15 protein-coding genes and 1 pseudogene are annotated in these 15,230 nt (G+C 66.1%); 5 read left to right on the top strand and 11 right to left on the bottom strand.

Annotated features, from left to right (window positions below):
* Positions 1–557 (bottom strand): annotated as a pseudogene (gene pstC, locus RMO23_RS01465) (phosphate ABC transporter permease PstC); the annotation flags it as partial.
* A 112-nt stretch (positions 558–669) separates the two neighbouring features.
* Complete coding sequence (gene pstS, locus RMO23_RS01470) at positions 670–1,713, bottom strand: phosphate ABC transporter substrate-binding protein PstS (protein WP_309678324.1); 1,044 nt, start codon at positions 1,711–1,713, stop codon at positions 670–672.
* Between the two features lie 314 nt (positions 1,714–2,027).
* On the opposite strand from pstS, the gene RMO23_RS01475 reads away from it, so the two are divergent.
* Together RMO23_RS01475 and RMO23_RS01480 are read left to right on the top strand one after the other, a co-directional pair.
* A complete protein-coding gene (locus RMO23_RS01475; protein ID WP_309678325.1) occupies positions 2,028–3,176 on the top strand; it encodes an ABC transporter substrate-binding protein in 1,149 nt (382 codons plus the stop codon).
* Positions 3,177–3,231: 55 nt separating this feature from the next.
* Positions 3,232–4,731 (top strand): Ppx/GppA phosphatase family protein, encoded by a 1,500-nt coding sequence (locus tag RMO23_RS01480; protein WP_309678326.1) that lies wholly within the window; start codon positions 3,232–3,234, stop codon positions 4,729–4,731.
* On the opposite strand, the gene RMO23_RS01485 is transcribed toward RMO23_RS01480, so the two are convergent.
* The 6 genes from RMO23_RS01485 to arsC all read right to left on the bottom strand — a co-directional run bounded on the left by RMO23_RS01485 (position 4,732) and on the right by arsC (position 10,079).
* A complete protein-coding gene (locus tag RMO23_RS01485) occupies positions 4,732–5,205 on the bottom strand; it encodes a histidine phosphatase family protein (protein WP_309678327.1) in 474 nt (157 codons plus the stop codon).
* A gap of 15 nt (positions 5,206–5,220) precedes the next feature.
* Positions 5,221–7,359 (bottom strand): polyphosphate kinase 1, encoded by a 2,139-nt coding sequence (gene ppk1 / locus RMO23_RS01490; RefSeq protein ID WP_405041544.1) that lies wholly within the window; start codon positions 7,357–7,359, stop codon positions 5,221–5,223.
* Between the two features lie 132 nt (positions 7,360–7,491).
* Positions 7,492–8,337 (bottom strand): GNAT family N-acyltransferase, encoded by an 846-nt coding sequence (locus RMO23_RS01495; protein WP_309678328.1) that lies wholly within the window; start codon positions 8,335–8,337, stop codon positions 7,492–7,494.
* Positions 8,338–8,465: 128 nt separating this feature from the next.
* The gene (locus tag RMO23_RS01500; protein WP_309678329.1) at positions 8,466–8,726 is read right to left on the bottom strand and encodes a hypothetical protein; all 261 of its coding nucleotides are present in this window, start codon (positions 8,724–8,726) and stop codon (positions 8,466–8,468) included.
* Positions 8,727–8,920: 194 nt separating this feature from the next.
* Positions 8,921–9,661, bottom strand: a complete 741-nt coding sequence (gene arsH, locus RMO23_RS01505; protein ID WP_405041545.1) for an arsenical resistance protein ArsH — start codon at positions 9,659–9,661, stop codon at positions 8,921–8,923.
* On the bottom strand, positions 9,648–10,079 hold the full coding sequence (arsC, locus tag RMO23_RS01510) for an arsenate reductase (glutaredoxin) (RefSeq protein WP_309678330.1): 432 nt from the start codon (positions 10,077–10,079) through the stop codon (positions 9,648–9,650). Before arsC ends, arsH begins: the two co-directional genes overlap by 14 nt.
* A 73-nt stretch (positions 10,080–10,152) precedes the next feature.
* Here arsC and RMO23_RS01515 point away from each other — a divergent pair, with 73 nt between their 5' ends.
* The 3 genes from RMO23_RS01515 to RMO23_RS01525 all read left to right on the top strand — a co-directional run bounded on the left by RMO23_RS01515 (position 10,153) and on the right by RMO23_RS01525 (position 12,690).
* Complete coding sequence (locus RMO23_RS01515; protein WP_309678331.1) at positions 10,153–10,494, top strand: metalloregulator ArsR/SmtB family transcription factor; 342 nt, start codon at positions 10,153–10,155, stop codon at positions 10,492–10,494.
* A gap of 20 nt (positions 10,495–10,514) precedes the next feature.
* On the top strand, positions 10,515–11,870 hold the full coding sequence (locus RMO23_RS01520; RefSeq protein ID WP_309678332.1) for a hypothetical protein: 1,356 nt from the start codon (positions 10,515–10,517) through the stop codon (positions 11,868–11,870).
* 100 nt (positions 11,871–11,970) lie between these two features.
* Positions 11,971–12,690 carry an MIP/aquaporin family protein gene (locus RMO23_RS01525; protein ID WP_309678333.1) on the top strand — a complete coding sequence of 240 codons (720 nt, stop codon included), beginning with the start codon at positions 11,971–11,973 and terminating at the stop codon, positions 12,688–12,690.
* Here the strand turns inward: RMO23_RS01525 and RMO23_RS01530 are convergent.
* From RMO23_RS01530 to RMO23_RS01540, 3 genes are read right to left on the bottom strand one after another with little or no spacing between them, the layout of a single operon-like run.
* A complete protein-coding gene (locus RMO23_RS01530; RefSeq protein ID WP_309678334.1) occupies positions 12,687–13,193 on the bottom strand; it encodes a GNAT family N-acetyltransferase in 507 nt (168 codons plus the stop codon). The genes RMO23_RS01525 and RMO23_RS01530 overlap by 4 nt on opposite strands.
* Positions 13,194–13,230: 37 nt before the next feature.
* Positions 13,231–14,067, bottom strand: a complete 837-nt coding sequence (locus tag RMO23_RS01535) for an amidohydrolase family protein (RefSeq protein WP_309678335.1) — start codon at positions 14,065–14,067, stop codon at positions 13,231–13,233.
* Positions 14,064–15,068 (bottom strand): aldo/keto reductase, encoded by a 1,005-nt coding sequence (locus RMO23_RS01540; RefSeq protein ID WP_309678336.1) that lies wholly within the window; start codon positions 15,066–15,068, stop codon positions 14,064–14,066. Before RMO23_RS01540 ends, RMO23_RS01535 begins: the two co-directional genes overlap by 4 nt.
* Between the last annotated feature and the right edge of the window lie 162 nt (positions 15,069–15,230).

Raw genomic sequence — 15,230 nt, forward strand, 5'->3', positions numbered from 1 at the left:
ATGAACGGGATGATCATGATCGCCAGAATGATGCCGGCCGACAAAATGCCGATGCCCACCGGCGGCCCCGACACCAGCGCGCCCAGATAGGGCACGCCGCCAAACAGCGCCTGCAGCGGCTGCTGCACATAGGTAGCCAGAATCGGGCCAAACACCAGCAGGCCCCACATGCCGTAGACAATCGACGGCACCGCCGCCAGCAGTTCAATCGCCGTGCCGAGCGGCCTTTTGAGCCAGGCGGGCGAGAGTTCGGTCAGAAACAGCGCAATGCCAAAGCTGACCGGCACCGCGATCACCAGCGCGATCAATGAGGTGGCCAGCGTGCCGTAAATCATGACCAGGCCGCCGTACTCGTTTTTGACCGGGTCCCAGGTCGTGCTGGTCAAAAAGCCCAGGCCATACTTGCTGATGGCCGGCCAGGCGCCGATGACGAGCGACACCAGAATGCCGATCAGCAGGCCCAGCGTCAGCAGGGCTGCCCCGGTGGCGGCCCAGCCAAAAAGCCGGTCCGCCAGCGGACTTCTGCGCACGGTGTTAACAGGGGGAGGAGGGGTCATGTCGCGTCCGGTCGCTTTTTCCGGGCGGTCAAAAGCGGCCCGGCTTGCCGGAAGTGTAGAGGACACCTGAAAAGCCCCTGTGTTGCGTTGTGAACGAATCGGCTGGTCCGGTTTACTTGAAGGCAACGGCCTTGCCCGAGCCGTCCTTGATCTCGGCCCACGATTTTTCGATGATGGTTTTCACGTTGGCGGGCATGGGCACGTAGTCGAGGTCGTCGGCCACCTTGTCGCCGCCCTTGAAGGCCCACTCAAAGAACTTGAGCGATGCGGCCGCCTGGGCCGGCTTGTCCTGGGCTTTTTGCATCAGGATGAAGGTGGCGCCGGTGATGGGCCAGGAGTCCTTGCCGGGTTGCTCGGTCAGGATCTGGTAGAAGGTCTTGGCCCAGTCGGCGCCGGCGGCGGCGGCCTTGAAGGCGTTGTCTTCGGGTGACACAAAGTTGCCGGCGGCGTTTTTCAGCTGCGCAAAGACCATCTTGTTTTGCTTGACGTAGGCGTATTCGACATAGCCGATCGAGTTGGGCAGGCGGCCGACAAAGGCGGCCACGCCTTCATTGCCCTTGCCACCCGCGCCCACCGGCCAGTTCACGGCCGTGCCCTCGCCCACCTTGGTTTTCCACTCGGCATTGGCCTTGCTCAGGTAGTTGGTGAAAATAAAGCTGGTGCCCGAGCCATCAGCGCGGCGTACCGGCGCAATGGCGGCGTCCGGCAGGGCCAGCGTCGGGTTCAGCGCCTTGATGGCGGGGTCGCTCCACTTGGTGATCTTGCCCAGGTAGATGTCGCCCAGCACCTGGCCGCTGAGCTTGAGCTGGCCTGGGGTGACGCCGGCAATGTTGACCACCGGCACCACGCCGCCGATCACGGTGGGAAACTGCACCAGCCCTTTTTTGGCCAGCTCGTCGTCCTTCAGCGGCGCATCCGAGGCGCCAAAATCGACGGTTTTGGCCTCGATCTGGCGCAGACCGGCGCCGGAACCGACCGACTGGTAGTTGATCTTGACGCCCGTGGCCTTGTTGTAGTCCGCGGCCCACTTGGAATACAGTGGCGCCGGGAAACTGGCACCAGCGCCGGTCACGTCCTGGGCAGCTGACAGCGTGGCAAACGACAGGGCGGCAACGCCCATCAGGGCGGTGAGGGAAGCTTTCAGGGTCAATTTCATCGGATTACCTCTTGGGTTGGTAGAAAAGATGGCTTGACTGTAAAAACCTTGTGTGACAACGGCGTGACAAAGCCGTCAAACCGGCCTTTTCGCGGGGGCGCGTCACTGACCCGCCCGCCTGTCACAAAACTTTCAAACCGGCGTCACGAATCTGTCATCGGCCGCTTTTAGGCTTGCGGCTGCAGGCTTTGCAGGCCCGCAGCCCCGTTTTCAGCATCATTTAGGGCTCCAGCCCTCGAATAACGGGCGCACGCCGCTATTCATTTAATAGCACCACAAACCCATCACCACCCTGCACTGCCGGAGAATCGCGCATGCCCCTCGTCTGCCCCGGCTTGAGCCGCCGCCAATTGCTCCAGCGCGCCAGCCTGCTCGCGGCCGGCGCCGCCCCCGCTGCCTGGGCCCAGCCCGGCAAGTCCGCCACTGCCGGGCGCCCCCTGGTCGTCGCGCAGGTGGTGGACTTTTCACCCGCGCAGCAGGACGTCTCGCGCGACTTCCTGGTGGGCTCGCGCGCCGCCTGGCAGGACATCAATGCGCGCGGCGGCATTCGCGGCCGGCCGGTGCAACACCTGGCGCTGGAGACCGACGGCACAGCGGCCAGCCTGCGCAGCGCACTGGACGCGGTGAAAAACAACCCTTTCTGCGTGGCCTTGTCCGGCAGCGTCGGCGATGAACTGGCCGGTCAGGCCGCCGCGCTGTTGCGCCAGGACGGGCTCAGGCTGGCGCACGCGGCGCCCTGGCTGCAAAATTCCAGCCTGGAGGTCGACGAGCAGACCTTTCCGATCTTCGCCAGCCGGCAGGAACAGATTGCCCATGCCCTGAAAACCCTGGCGCTCATGGGTCTCAGAACCCTGGGCGCGGTGTATGGCTCGACGCGCGACCACGCGGCCTACCATGTCGAGGTCGAGCGCATTGCCAGCCAGCTGCAGCTCGGCCTGCAATCTTTTCAAGGCGCTGGCAAGCTGCGCCTGCTGGGCCAGCAACTGACGCCGACCACCCCTGCCGTGCTGCTGTTTGTGGGCGGCACACCCGAACTGGCCGAGTTCACCCAGGGCCTGCAACGGCAGGCACGCCAGCGCTATCTGGTGGCCCTGGCCGACGTGAACCTGCAGACCCTGCTGCAAATGGGCGCGGCGCGCGGCGCGCCGGTGATTGCGACCCAGCCGGTGCCGCTGCTCAATGCCGGCTTGCCGATTGTCAGAAACTACCGCGACACCCTGGCCCGCCTGTACGACGAAGCGCCCACGCCGCTGAGCCTGGCCGGCTATATCGCGGCCCGCTACACCTTTGAAGTGCTGCAGGCGGTGGACGGCCCGCTGACCCGCCAGAGCGCGCTGGCGGCTTTTCAGCAGCGGGCCAGCCTGGATCTCGGTGGTTTTCGCGTCAGTTTCAACAGCCAGCGGCGCGGCAGCAGCTATGTCACCCAAAGCATGACGAGCAGCGACGGCCGGCTGGTTGGCTAGCGTTTTTGAGCCGCTTTCGGGTGCTATGCTCAGCCTGAAAACACAAGACGCAGACATGCAAAATGGAACGCTACTGGCCGGGGTGGATCTGGGCTCCAACAGCTTTCGCCTTGAAATCGGCCGGCTCGACCACGGCCGCATCCTGCGCACCGAATACCTCAAGGAAACGGTGCGCCAGGGCAACGGGCTGGACGCGGACCGCAACCTGACCGCCGACGCCATGCAGCGCGGCTGGGACTGTCTGGCCCGCTTTGGCGAGCGGCTGGCGGGCTTTGACAAGTCCCAGGTCAGGGCGGTGGCGACCCAGACCCTGCGCGAGGCGCGCAACCGCGACGAATTTCTGGCGTGCGCCCACCAGATTCTGGGCTTTCCGATTGACGTGATTTCGGGCCGCGAGGAAGCCCGCCTGATTTACCAGGGCGTGGCCCATGCGCTGCCGCAGTCGGACGAGCGCCGGCTGGTGGTGGACATTGGCGGGCGCTCGACCGAGCTGATTCTGGGCCAGGGCCTGCAGGCCCGCAGCATGGAGTCTTACCGGGTTGGCAGCGTGGCCTGGTCGATGAAATACTTTGCCGAGGGCCTGTTCACGCCGCGAGCGTTTGAAACCGCCGAGATTGCCGCCAAGGCCGTGCTGGACGAAGCCGTCAGCACCTACCGCGCCGGCGCCTGGCAAGTGGCCTATGGCTCGTCGGGCACCATAGGCGCGGTCGGCGATGTGCTGACGGCGGCGGGCTGGCCGCCCGGCCTGGTGACGTGCGACGGCCTGAACTGGCTGCTCGATCGCCTGCTGAAAGCGCAGAGCGCCGACCGCGTCAAGCTAGACGGCATGAAGGATGACCGGCGCGCCGTGATAGGCGGCGGCGTCAGCGTGCTGCGCGCGGTGTTTGAGCTGCTGGAGATCGAGCAGATGCAGGCCGCTCAGGGCGCGCTGCGCCACGGCGTGCTGTATGACCTGCTGGACCGCGAGCAGGAAGGCACCGACTTGCGCGCCACCACCGTGCAGCGCCTGGCGGCCCGCTTTCATGCCGATTCCGCGCAGGCGCAGCGCGTCAGCAAGGTCGCGCGCCAGCTGTTTTTAATGGCCCGCAGCGGCCGGCCTATGGCCGAATCAGAGCATTTTCAGCGCAAGCTCGAATGGGCCGCGCAGCTGCATGAAATTGGCAGCCAGATCGCGCACAGCGACTACCACAAACACGGCGCCTATATTCTGGACAATGCCGACGCGCCGGGCTTTGCGCAATCAGAGCTGCACCGGCTGAGCCTGCTGGTGCTGGGCCACCGCGGCAAGTTGCGCAAGCTCGAAGTCGATTTTGAAGACCGCGTCTTCATCCAGCAGCTGCTGTGCCTGCGCATGGCGGTCATTTTGTGCCATGCGCGGCGCGAACCCGACCTCAAGGGCCTGCAACTCGATGGCGGCGCCGAACCGGCGCGGTTTTTTGTGCTGAACTGCCGGCCCGGCTGGGCCCAGGCCTTTCCCCAGTCGGCCCACCTGCTGCGCGAGGAAGTGCTGGCCTGGCAGAAAACGCCGTGGGCCCTGAGCGTTTCCGGCCTCTGATCAGAGCACTTCCGGCGACTGCACCGTGACCACCACGGTCTGGCTCTGGCCGTCGCGCTGCCGCGTGCGCAGCCACCAGACAGAGCCCTTTTTAACCGGGCAGTCGCTTTCCTGCAGGCCCAGCAGGCGCGCAATCGTCTGGCCCAGGGTGGGCTGATGGCCGATCACCAGGATCGGCGACTTGCCCTGCGGCCACTGCACCAGTTCCAGCAGTTGCGCGGCCGTGGCGTCGGGCGCCAGCTCGGGGCGGACTTTGTACTTGCGGCCCAGCGCCAGCGCGGTCTGCTCGCAGCGCCGCGCCGGGCTGACCAGAATGCGCGTGCCTTCGGGCAGTTGCCGGTCCAGCCAGCCGGCCATGCGGACGGCCTGCTTTTCACCGCGCGGCGTCAGTGCGCGCTCCAGGTCGCTGCCGGCTTGCGGTTCGCCTGGCGGCGCATCCTGCGCCTCTGCGTGGCGCCACAAGATCAGGTCCATGGCAGTGCGTCCACTTTATAGCGGTGCCGAATAGCGGGCCACCAGCGCCGCCTGCGCGCCATGGCGCGCGGCGGATGGCGCTGGCTCTGGCCGCGCATCCACGCGCAGATAGCTGCCGTCGGCCTGCAGGTCCCAGGCGTCCAGCCCGTCATGCAGGTAGGCCACCAGGCACTCATCGATGAGGCGCTGGCGAATCACCGCATCGTTGACCGGCCAGGCCAGTTCGACCCGGCGCAGCATGTTGCGGTTCATCCAGTCGGCGCTCGACAGCAACAAGGTTTCCTCGTCGCCGCAGCGAAAATAAAACACCCGCGAATGCTCCAGAAAGCGGCCAATGATGGAGCGCACGCGGATGTTGTCGCTCACCCCCGGCACCTGGGCCGGCAGCATGCAGGCGCCGCGCACGATCAGGTCAATCTTGACACCGCTCTGCCCCGCCCGCACCAGCGCCAGCATCAGGGCCTCGTCGGTCAGCGCATTCATCTTGAGCACGATGCGGCTGTCCTTGCCCTGGCGCGCCGCCTCGGCCAGCGCATCGATTTTCTCGACCAGCCGGCGCTGCAGGTGAAACGGCGCCAGCAGCAGCCGGTGCAGCTTGGGCAGCCGGCTCTGGCTGGCCAGGTGCACAAAGACGTTGTCGACGTCCAGCGTCAGCAGCGGGTCGGCACTCAGGTAGCTGATGTCGGTGTACAGGCGCGCGGTGCGCGGGTTGTAGTTGCCGGTCGACAGGTGCGCATAGCGGCGCAGATGCCGGCCCTCGCGGCGCGTCACCAGCAGCATCTTGGCGTGGGTTTTCAGGCCGACCACGCCGTACACCACCTGGGCCCCAATCGACTCCAGCATTTCGGCCCAGTTGATGTTGGCTTCCTCGTCAAAGCGCGCCTTCAGCTCCACCACCACCGTCACTTCCTTGCCCAGGCGCACCGCCTCGCGCAGCAGCACCATCAGTTCGGAGTCGGTGCCGGTGCGGTAAATGGTTTGCCGGATCGACAGCACCTGCGGGTCGTTGACGGCCTCGCGCAAGAAGGCCAGCACGCCGTCAAAGCTCTCGAACGGCTGGTGAATCGCCACATCGCCCTGCTTGAGCCGATCAAAAAACGATTGCCCGGCCTGCAGCTGGGTCGGGTAGCAGCCCTTGTGGCGCGGAAACAGCAGCTTCGGGTCGTTGATCAGATCGACCAGCTGCGTCAGCCGCACCAGATTGACCGGGCCATGCACGCGGTACAGCGCCAGCGTGGGCAGGTTGAACTGCTTGAGCAGAAAGCCCGACAGGTGCTCGGAGCAGCTGGCCGACACCTCCAGCCGCACGGCCTGGCCGTAATGGCGCTGCTCCAGCCCCTGGCGCAGCGCGGTACGCAGGTTTTTGACATCGTCTTCGTCCACCGCCAGGTCGGAATGACGGGTGACGCGGAACTGCGAAAACTGCCCGACGACCCGGCCCGGAAACAGCTCGGCCAGGTGCGCCCGAATGATGCTGGACAGGGACACGAACAGCTTGCCCTTGCCCGAACCCTTGTCACCGCCACTGGGCATGTGGATGAAGCGCGGCAGCACGCGCGGCACCTTGACGATGGCGATGTCGTTCTCGCGGCCAAAGGCATCGCGGCCGCTGAGCCGCACAATGAAATTGAGCGACTTGTTGGCCACCTGCGGAAACGGGTGCGACGGGTCCAGCCCGACCGGAATCAGCAGCGGCCGCACTTCGCGCTCAAAATAGGCCTTGACCCAGCGCCGCTGGGCTGTGGTGCGATCACCATGCGAGACGATGTGAATGCCGCGCTGCGCAAACGCGGGCAGCAACTCGTCGTTGTACAGCGAATACTGGCGCGCCACCATGCCGTGCGCCATGGACGACAGGACCTTGAAGGACTCGGCGCTGTAGGCGCTCTTGGCATCGTCGGCGCCGGGGGCCGTCAGGTGGGGCGCCGCCCGCACCTCAAAAAACTCGTCCAGGTTGGACGACACGATGCACAGATAGCGCAGCCGCTCCAGCAGCGGCACCTCGGCTCGCCTGGCCCAGTCCAGCACGCGCTCATTGAAAGCCAGTATGCTGTGGTCCCGGTCCAGAAACTGAACCGTCGCCGGTGTGGCTGCAGGGGCTGGCGCGGCTGGCGGGGCGGCGGGCAAAGCGGGTGAAAGAGGCATCAGCAGCATGAATTTTTTGTCATCAAAGGCAAGCCGCAGTGTTTACCGGTTTGATGACAACGGTGTGACAGTACTTTTGACTGATGGTGCCCCCGCTTGAGCGGGCTGGCAAGTGCTGGCTTTTCAGCTTGCCAACGCAGCCTAGCCGGAAAAATGCTTGAGGTAGCGCGGCGGCAGGTCGGCAATGCGCATCATCATCGGCAGGTCGGCCGAATTGAACTCCGGGTCCCAGGCCGGCGGCCCCAGCACCTTGGCGCCCAGGCGCAGGTAGCCCTTGATCAGCGCGGGCGGCTCCACCGCCAGCGAATCATCGAGCCGCTCCACCGGCAGCGCCAGGCGCGGCGTGACGTGGTACTCAATCGCCGCCAGGTGGGTTTGCCGCAACTGGCGCCAGATGCTGGCGGCGGCCTGCCCGCTGCCGGCGCCCTGGTGCTGCATCGGGATGCTGGCGCAGCCCATCATGGTGTCGAGCTGGTTGCGCGCCATGAACTCGGCCAGCGCGCCCCACAGCGCCAAGATGACACCGCCGTGCCGGTGCCCGGCATGCACGCAACTGCGGCCCAGCTCGACCATGCGCTCGCGCAGGCTGCGCAGCCGCGTCAGGTCAAACTCGGTGTCGCTGTAGGTGCTGCCGACGCGGCTGGCCTGGGTCGGGGTCAGCACGCGGTAGGTGCCAATCACCTCCCGGCTGGCCGCGTCGCGCACCAGCAGGTGCTCGCAGAAATCATCGAACAGGTCCACATCGTGGCCGGGCAAGGTATTGGGCAGTGTGGCGCCCATCTCGACCGCGAAGACCTGGTACCTCAGGCGCTGCGCCTGCCGGACCTCGTCCTGGTGCCTGGCCCAGCCGACCGAGATTTTGCCCACGGCAGGCCCTTGAACAGCGGGGGAAGCGACAGCATGACGGCTTTGATGAAGTGACCCCCGAGTGAAATGGGGCGAAGCGACGGGCGACAGTGCGAAGGTGGGATTGGGCAGTTCTTTCATGGCTAACTCCTGGTGGTCTGGTGGTCCGGTGGTCTTTTGAAACGGCAGGCGCCTGGCTGGTCGTCGATGTGCAGGCCTGAAACGCGGCTGTAAAAAAGCCCCAAAAAAGGGGCCTGAAGAAAAGATGTCTAGTCTGCGAGGGGCAGTGCCGCCGCCAAGTTGCGCCGGCCCGCGCCTGCCTGGGCCGCCGGTCGCCCGCCGGACAGGCCCTCCAGCCAGGGCCGGGTGCCAGCCTTGAAGCGCAGGCCGCCGGGGCTGCTGGCCATGGCCTGGGCCGTGCAGCGCAGGATGCGAAGAATGCGCAATCGCTGGGTGTCGAGTTCGTGGCTCGCGTGGGTCAGGCCAGGGGTCCAGTTCAGCGCCATGGCGTACTCCGTTGTGTTTGTCATGCGCAGATTGTGAAAGCCGCAGGTGACGCCCGCGTGTCACTTCGATGGCGCTTGTGTGACAGCGCGCGGCCGGTGCCACGCCAGCTTGCTATCAAATCAATAGCTGTATGCGCGCATAACGCCTGGGCTAGAGGCCTAAATGACTAGAAAATGGCGACTCCAGACCGTTTTCGGGCAGCGCCGCGGCAGCGGACTCACAGCGCGCGCTGGTTGACCCGTTTTGACAGCGCCTCGGCGCTTTCCCTGCGCTCGCTGTAGCGGTCGGTCAGCCAGGGCGACACGTCGCGCGTCAGCAGGGTGAACTTGACCAGCTCTTCCATCACGTCAACGACCCGGTCGTAATAGGCCGAGGGTTTCATGCGGCCGGCTTCGTCAAACTCCAGAAAGGCCTTGGCCACCGACGATTGGTTGGGAATCGTCAGCATGCGCATCCAGCGGCCCAGAATCCGCATCTGGTTGACGGCATTGAAGGACTGCGAGCCGCCCGAGACCTGCATCAGGGCCAGCGTTTTGCCCTGGGTCGGCCGCACCGCGCCATCGGCCAGCGGAATCCAGTCAATCTGCGACTTCATGATGCCGGTCATGGCGCCGTGGCGCTCGGGCGAACACCAGACCATGCCCTCGGCCCAGGCGGCCAGTTGCCGCAGTTCCTGCACCTTGGGGTGCGCGTCGGGCGCGTCGTCGGGCAGCGGCATGCCGCGTGGGTCAAAGGTGCGGGTTTCGGCGCCCATGGCCTGCAGCAACCGCGCCGCTTCTTCGCTGGCGAGCCGGCTGTAGGAGCGCTCGCGCACCGAGCCATAAAGCAGCAAGATGCGCGGCGCGTGGCTGCTGGGGGCGGCAGGCCGGGCCGCCTGCAGCTGCTCATGGCCAGGCGCCACAAACAGCGCTGCATCCAGATGGGGCGTCGTGGCGGCCAGCCGTTTAACGGCCGGCAATGCGTTCTCCCCGCTCGTTGATGACGGGCTCGCCGTCTTCCTTGGCGAAGGCGCCGCGCTGCGGCAGCGGCAGGATGTCCAGCACCGCCTCGGACGGGCGGCACAGGCGCGTGCCCAGTGGCGTCACCACCACCGGCCGGTTCATCAGAATCGGGTGGGCCAGCATGGCGTCAATCAGCGCGTCGTGGCTGAGCGCCGCATTGTCCAGGCCGAGTTCGCCGTACAGGCTTTCCTTTTGCCGCATCAACTCGCGCACCGGTATCGCCATCTGCGCCAGCAGCGCCAACAGTTGTTCGCGGGTGGGCGGGGTTTTGAGGTAGTCAATCACCTCGGGCTGGGCGCCGGTGTTTTTGATCAAAGCCAGCACATTGCGCGAGGTGCCGCAGCGGGGGTTGTGGTAAATCGTGATGTCGGGCATCTGCCAGCTCCAGATAAAGAAGTTTGAAGAGGTATCAATTGCATCGATTTGATAATTCAATTATATTTGAATTATGGAAACAACAAGCCCTGAAGAAAACGCGGTGCTGAAAGCCCTGGCCGCGCTGGCGCAGGCCCAGCGCCTGCGCACCTTTCGCGCGCTGGTGGTGGCCGGCCCGGCCGGACTGACGCCCGGCGCCATCGCCGAGCAACTCGACGTGGCGCCCAGTGCGCTGTCTTTTCACCTCAAGGAACTGACCCACGCCGGCTTGGTCAGCAGCGAGGCACGCGGCCGCAACCTGATTTACCGCGCCAGCTTCGGCCAGATGAATGCGCTGCTGGCCTACCTGAGCGAGCATTGCTGCCAGGGCGAAGCCTGCGAGGTGGCCGACAGCGCCTCCTGCGCGGCGTGCTGACCGACCAACGAGGCGCCGTCATGAACATGGCCGAGGCATTGAACCTGGGGTGCCTGTGCCGCACCCTGAACCCGGAGCGCCTGCGCGAACGACTGGAGACCGACCCGAGCCTGCAAGGCATGGTGGCCGGGTTGGCCGCGACGCATCCGCACCTGTTCTCCGCAAGCGCCGTCTTTCTGGACCCGGCGATCCGCGCGACGCTGGGCCAGGCCATCCGCGCCATAGAGCGCGTCATCGCCCTGCCCGCCTACCAGCAACTGGCGCTGGCCAAGGCGCCCGAGATTGCCCGCCATGCTTTCGGCCCCGCCGGCGTCTTCATGGGCTATGACTTTCACCTGGGCGCCGACGGCCCGCGCCTGATCGAAATCAACACCAATGCCGGCGGCGCCCTGCTCAACGCCGCGCTGGCCCGCGCGCATCGTGAGTGCTGCGAACCGATGCAGGGGCTGATGGACGCGTCGACCGATTTGGCGCCGCTCGACCAGCGCTTTGTGGACATGTTCCGCACCGAATGGCGGGCCCAGCGCGGGACGCAGCCGCTGCGCAGCGTGCTGATCATCGACGACGCGCCTCTCACGCAATACCTGGCGCCGGAATTTGCGCTGGCACGCCAGCTGTTTCTGCGCCACGGCATCACGGCCGCCGTGGCCGACGCGCGCGAGTTGCAATGGAAAGACGGGGCGCTGTGGCACCCCGCCCTGCCCGCGGGCCAGCCGGTGGAGCTGGTCTACAACCGCCTGACCGACTTCAGCCTGTCCGAGCCGGCCCACGCCGACCTGCGCAGCGCCTACGTAGCCGGTGCCGTGGTCGTCACGCCGCATCCGCGCGCCCATGCGCTTTACGCCGACAAGCGCAATCTCATCACGCTGGGCGACGACGCACTACTCGCCTCATGGGACATTAGCGCTGAAGACCGCCGCATTTTGCAGGCCACCATTCCGCAGACCGAGCGGGTCACGGCCGAGCATGCCGACGCCCTCTGGGCCCGCCGGCGCCAGCTGTTCTTCAAGCCGGTGGCGGGTTACGGCGCGAAAGCCGCCTACCGCGGCGACAAACTCACACGCGGCGTCTGGAGCGACATACTGGCCGGCGATTTCGTGGCCCAGGCGCTGGTGCCGCCCAGCGAACGGCTGGTCGACGTCGATGGCGTGGCCACCCGGCTGAAGCTGGACCTGCGCGCCTACACGTACCGCTCGCAGGTGCAGCTGCTGGCGGCGCGCACCTACACCGGCCAGACCACCAACTTCCGCACAGCCGGCGGCGGCTTCTCTCCGGTGGTGGTGCTGCCCGCCCTCGACGGCCGCCTGTCACCACCACTATCAACCGTGCCGTCCAGCGACAGCCCCTGCGCTGGTGCTGCGGGCACGGCCTGCTGACCAACAACATAACCCGCCGGAGAATTCTCATGCCCGACCTGCCACCCGCCAGCCTGGACAAACCGATGCTGCAAGACAGGGCGCGGGAGCTGGCGCAATCATGAGCGAGCCGACTGCCACGGCGCAAACTCATGGCGCGCGCTCTGTCTCTGCCGAATTGGTGCTGCATCGCCAGCTGCTGGCCGAATTTTCAGGCACCGCCGCCCTGCTCTGCGCCGTGATCGGTTCGGGCATCATGGCCGAGCGCCTGAGCGGTGGCAACACCGCGATTGCGCTGCTGGCCAACACGCTGGCCACCGTGTTGGCGCTGTATGTGCTGATCGAGCTGCTGGGACCGGTGAGCGGCGCGCACCTGAACCCGCTGGTGACCCTGGTTTTGGCACTAAATAGGCCTTCAGCCCAGGTAAAACGTGCACATCTAGCTATGTTTTTTATAGCAGTCCAGTTGCTGGGGGCGGTGATCGGTGCCTGGGCTGCGCACGCCATGTTCGACACCCCGGTGTTGCAGTTCAGCAGCAAGCTGCGCAGCGGCTGGGGCCAGTGGCTGGCCGAGGGCGTGGCCACCGCCGGGCTGATTCTGGTGGTGCTGCGCGCGCCCGCGCACAAGGCGGCGGGGCTGGTGGCCTGCTACATAGGCGCGGCCTACTGGTTCACCGCCAGCACCTCGTTTGCCAACCCGGCCGCCGTGCTGGGCCGCATGCTGTCGGACAGCTTTGCCGGCATTGCGCCGGCCAGTGCCGCGGGCTTTGTGATCGCCCAAACCGTCGGCGCGGCAATAGGCGTGCTGCTGGACCGGGGCCTGGGCAAGGCCGCCGCTTAATCGAGCCACTTCTGAAAAAACTGCGCCTGGCCCATGGCCGGGTCGAGCCGGTAGGCGGCAAAACCGACCCGTTCATAGAGCCGGATGGCGCTGTGGTTGCCCTGCAGCACTTCCAGCGTCAGCTTGCAGGCGCCGCGTTCACGCGCAATCTGGTCCACCAGCGCCAGCATCTGCTCGCCCACCCGCTGGCCGCGGTGGCTGGGCAGTACCGCCACGTCATGCACATTGACCAGCGGGCGGCAGGCGAAGGTCGAAAAGCCTTCTATGCAATTGACCAGGCCCACGGGCTGCGCGCCGTCAAACGCCAGCACGCTGAAGGCGTGGGGCCGGCCCGCCAACTCCCCGACCAAATGGGTTTTTGCAAAATCACTGAGCGGCTCGCCGCCGCCGGCCGGGTCCCGCGCGTAGGCGTCGAGCAACTGGACGACCGCCAGGGCGTGTGCCGGATCGGCGTAGTTGGCGCGGCAAACATGCAGCGGGGACGATGAAAACGTTTCAGTCACGCGTGAGGCCTTCTGGGTGAAAAATGACTGCGCGATTTTATAGACGGTAGATCTGCCGCGCGTTCTCCTCCAGGATGGCCGCTTGCTCCTGCGCGCTAAAGCCTGCCAGCAGGTATTGCGTCTCGCGCCACCACAGCGGGTAAGTGCTGACCAGTTCCAGCACCGGCCAGTCACTGCCCCACAGCACCCGTGCAGCCCCGAAGCTGGCCAGCACATGCGCGGCCCAGCGCCGCACGGCAGCGGGCGCGGGTGCCGGGCCGGCCTCCGTCAGCAGCCCTGACAACTTGCACATCGCCCCGGTTTCGGCAGCCAGCCGCGCCATGCCGTCGGCCCAGGGCTGCCACTCAGCGGCGGCAATGTCGGGCTTGGCCGCATGGTCTATCACCAGGCGCAAATCGGGGTAACGTCCGGCCAGGGTCAGGAGGTGCGGCAGGTGGGCCGACTTCACCAGGGCATCCAGCACCAGTCCGGCATCCGACATGGCCTGCAGCGCCGGGGCCAGCAAGGGCTGCAGGATCCACGCCGGATCAGCAATGTCCTGCAGCATGGGGCGCAAGCCCTTGAGCCTGGGATGGCGCGCCAACGCTTCGATCCGGGCGGGTGCATCGGCGGCCAGCCAATCAACCCAGCCCACCACGCCCAGAACCTGCGGGTGTGCATCGGCCTGCGCCAGCAAAAAATGGGTTTCAGCCTCGGTCGGCGCGGCCTGCACCAGCACGCCGCCGCTCACGCCCAGCGGCGCAGACTCGGCGCGCCAGTCGTTGACGCTCACGTCGCGGTAGATCGGTGCCAGCGCGGGTTCAATCGCTGGATTGAGCCAGCCATAGTCGCCGCGCGCCAGCTGCCAGCAATGAAAGTGCGCATCAATACTCATGGCGTCGGCGCCCCGGCGGGCAGCAGGCCCTGCGCCCGCAGCGCGGCCCAAAATTCCGGCGCAATCGGCTGCCGCAGCATGGCCTGCGCATCGTCCCACTCGGCTTCCTTGCGCGCACCCAGCATCACGATGTCGACCGCCGGGTGTGCCAGCGGAAACTGCAGCGCCGCCGCCCGCAACGGAACCGCGTGGGCTTCGCACACCGCTTCGATCTGCGCCGTGCGCTCCAGCCACTCCTGCGCAGCCGGGGCGTAATTGAAAGTGGCCCTTCCTTCGCGGGTTCCGGTGGCCAGAATGCCCGAGTTGAAGACGCCGCCCAGCGCAATGCGCACACCGCGCGCCACACACTGCGGCAGCAGATCGGGCAGCGCGCTGTGGTCCAGCAGGCTGTAGCGCCCGGCCAGCATCAGCACATCCAGCTCGGCTTCGTTGAGCACCTGCAGCACCACAGCCACATCATTGGTGCCCAAGCCAATGGCGCGCAGCAGGCCTTCTTTTTTCAGCTGCTGCAGCGCCGGCAGGGTTTCATCGATCACCTGCCGCAGCACTTCGGGCGCCCTGGCGCCGTGGCTGGCCGCATCGGGGTCATGCACATAGGCCACGTCCAGCCGGGACAGGCCCAGGCGCTGCAGGCTGTCCTCCACGCTGCGGCGAGTCCCGGCGGCGCTGAAATCCCACGATTGATTGAACGGCAGGATATCCACATAGCCATGCTGGGCGCGCGGTGCCGCGGCATCGGGCCGCAACAGGCGCCCTACCTTGCTCGACAGCACAAAGTCATCACGCGGGTGGCTGCGCAGCGCATCGCCCAGCCGCCGCTCCGACAGGCCGTGGCCGTAATGCGGCGCGGTGTCAAACGTGCGGCAACCGCTGGCCCAGGCGGCGTCGACCAGCGCCCTGGCGTCGTCGTCGCTGACGGCCACAAACAGGTTGCCGAGCGGAGCGCCGCCCAGACCCAGCCGCAGCTGGCTGCCAGCACAAGGAGGAAAGAAAGGTGTCATTTCAGGGTAAATCCCAATAAAAGTTTAGTCATGCTACAGCTAACATGTCAGTCCTCAACACGGGGAAATCCCGTGGTTTCCCAAAATCTGAGTGACTTTCACAAGGCGACACGCTCCCGGTCTTTTCATGCTGAAAAACATCCCGCCACTGCTGACCCCCGA

Source organism: Polaromonas sp. (assembly GCF_031411155.1).
GTDB lineage: Bacteria > Pseudomonadota > Gammaproteobacteria > Burkholderiales > Burkholderiaceae_C > Polaromonas.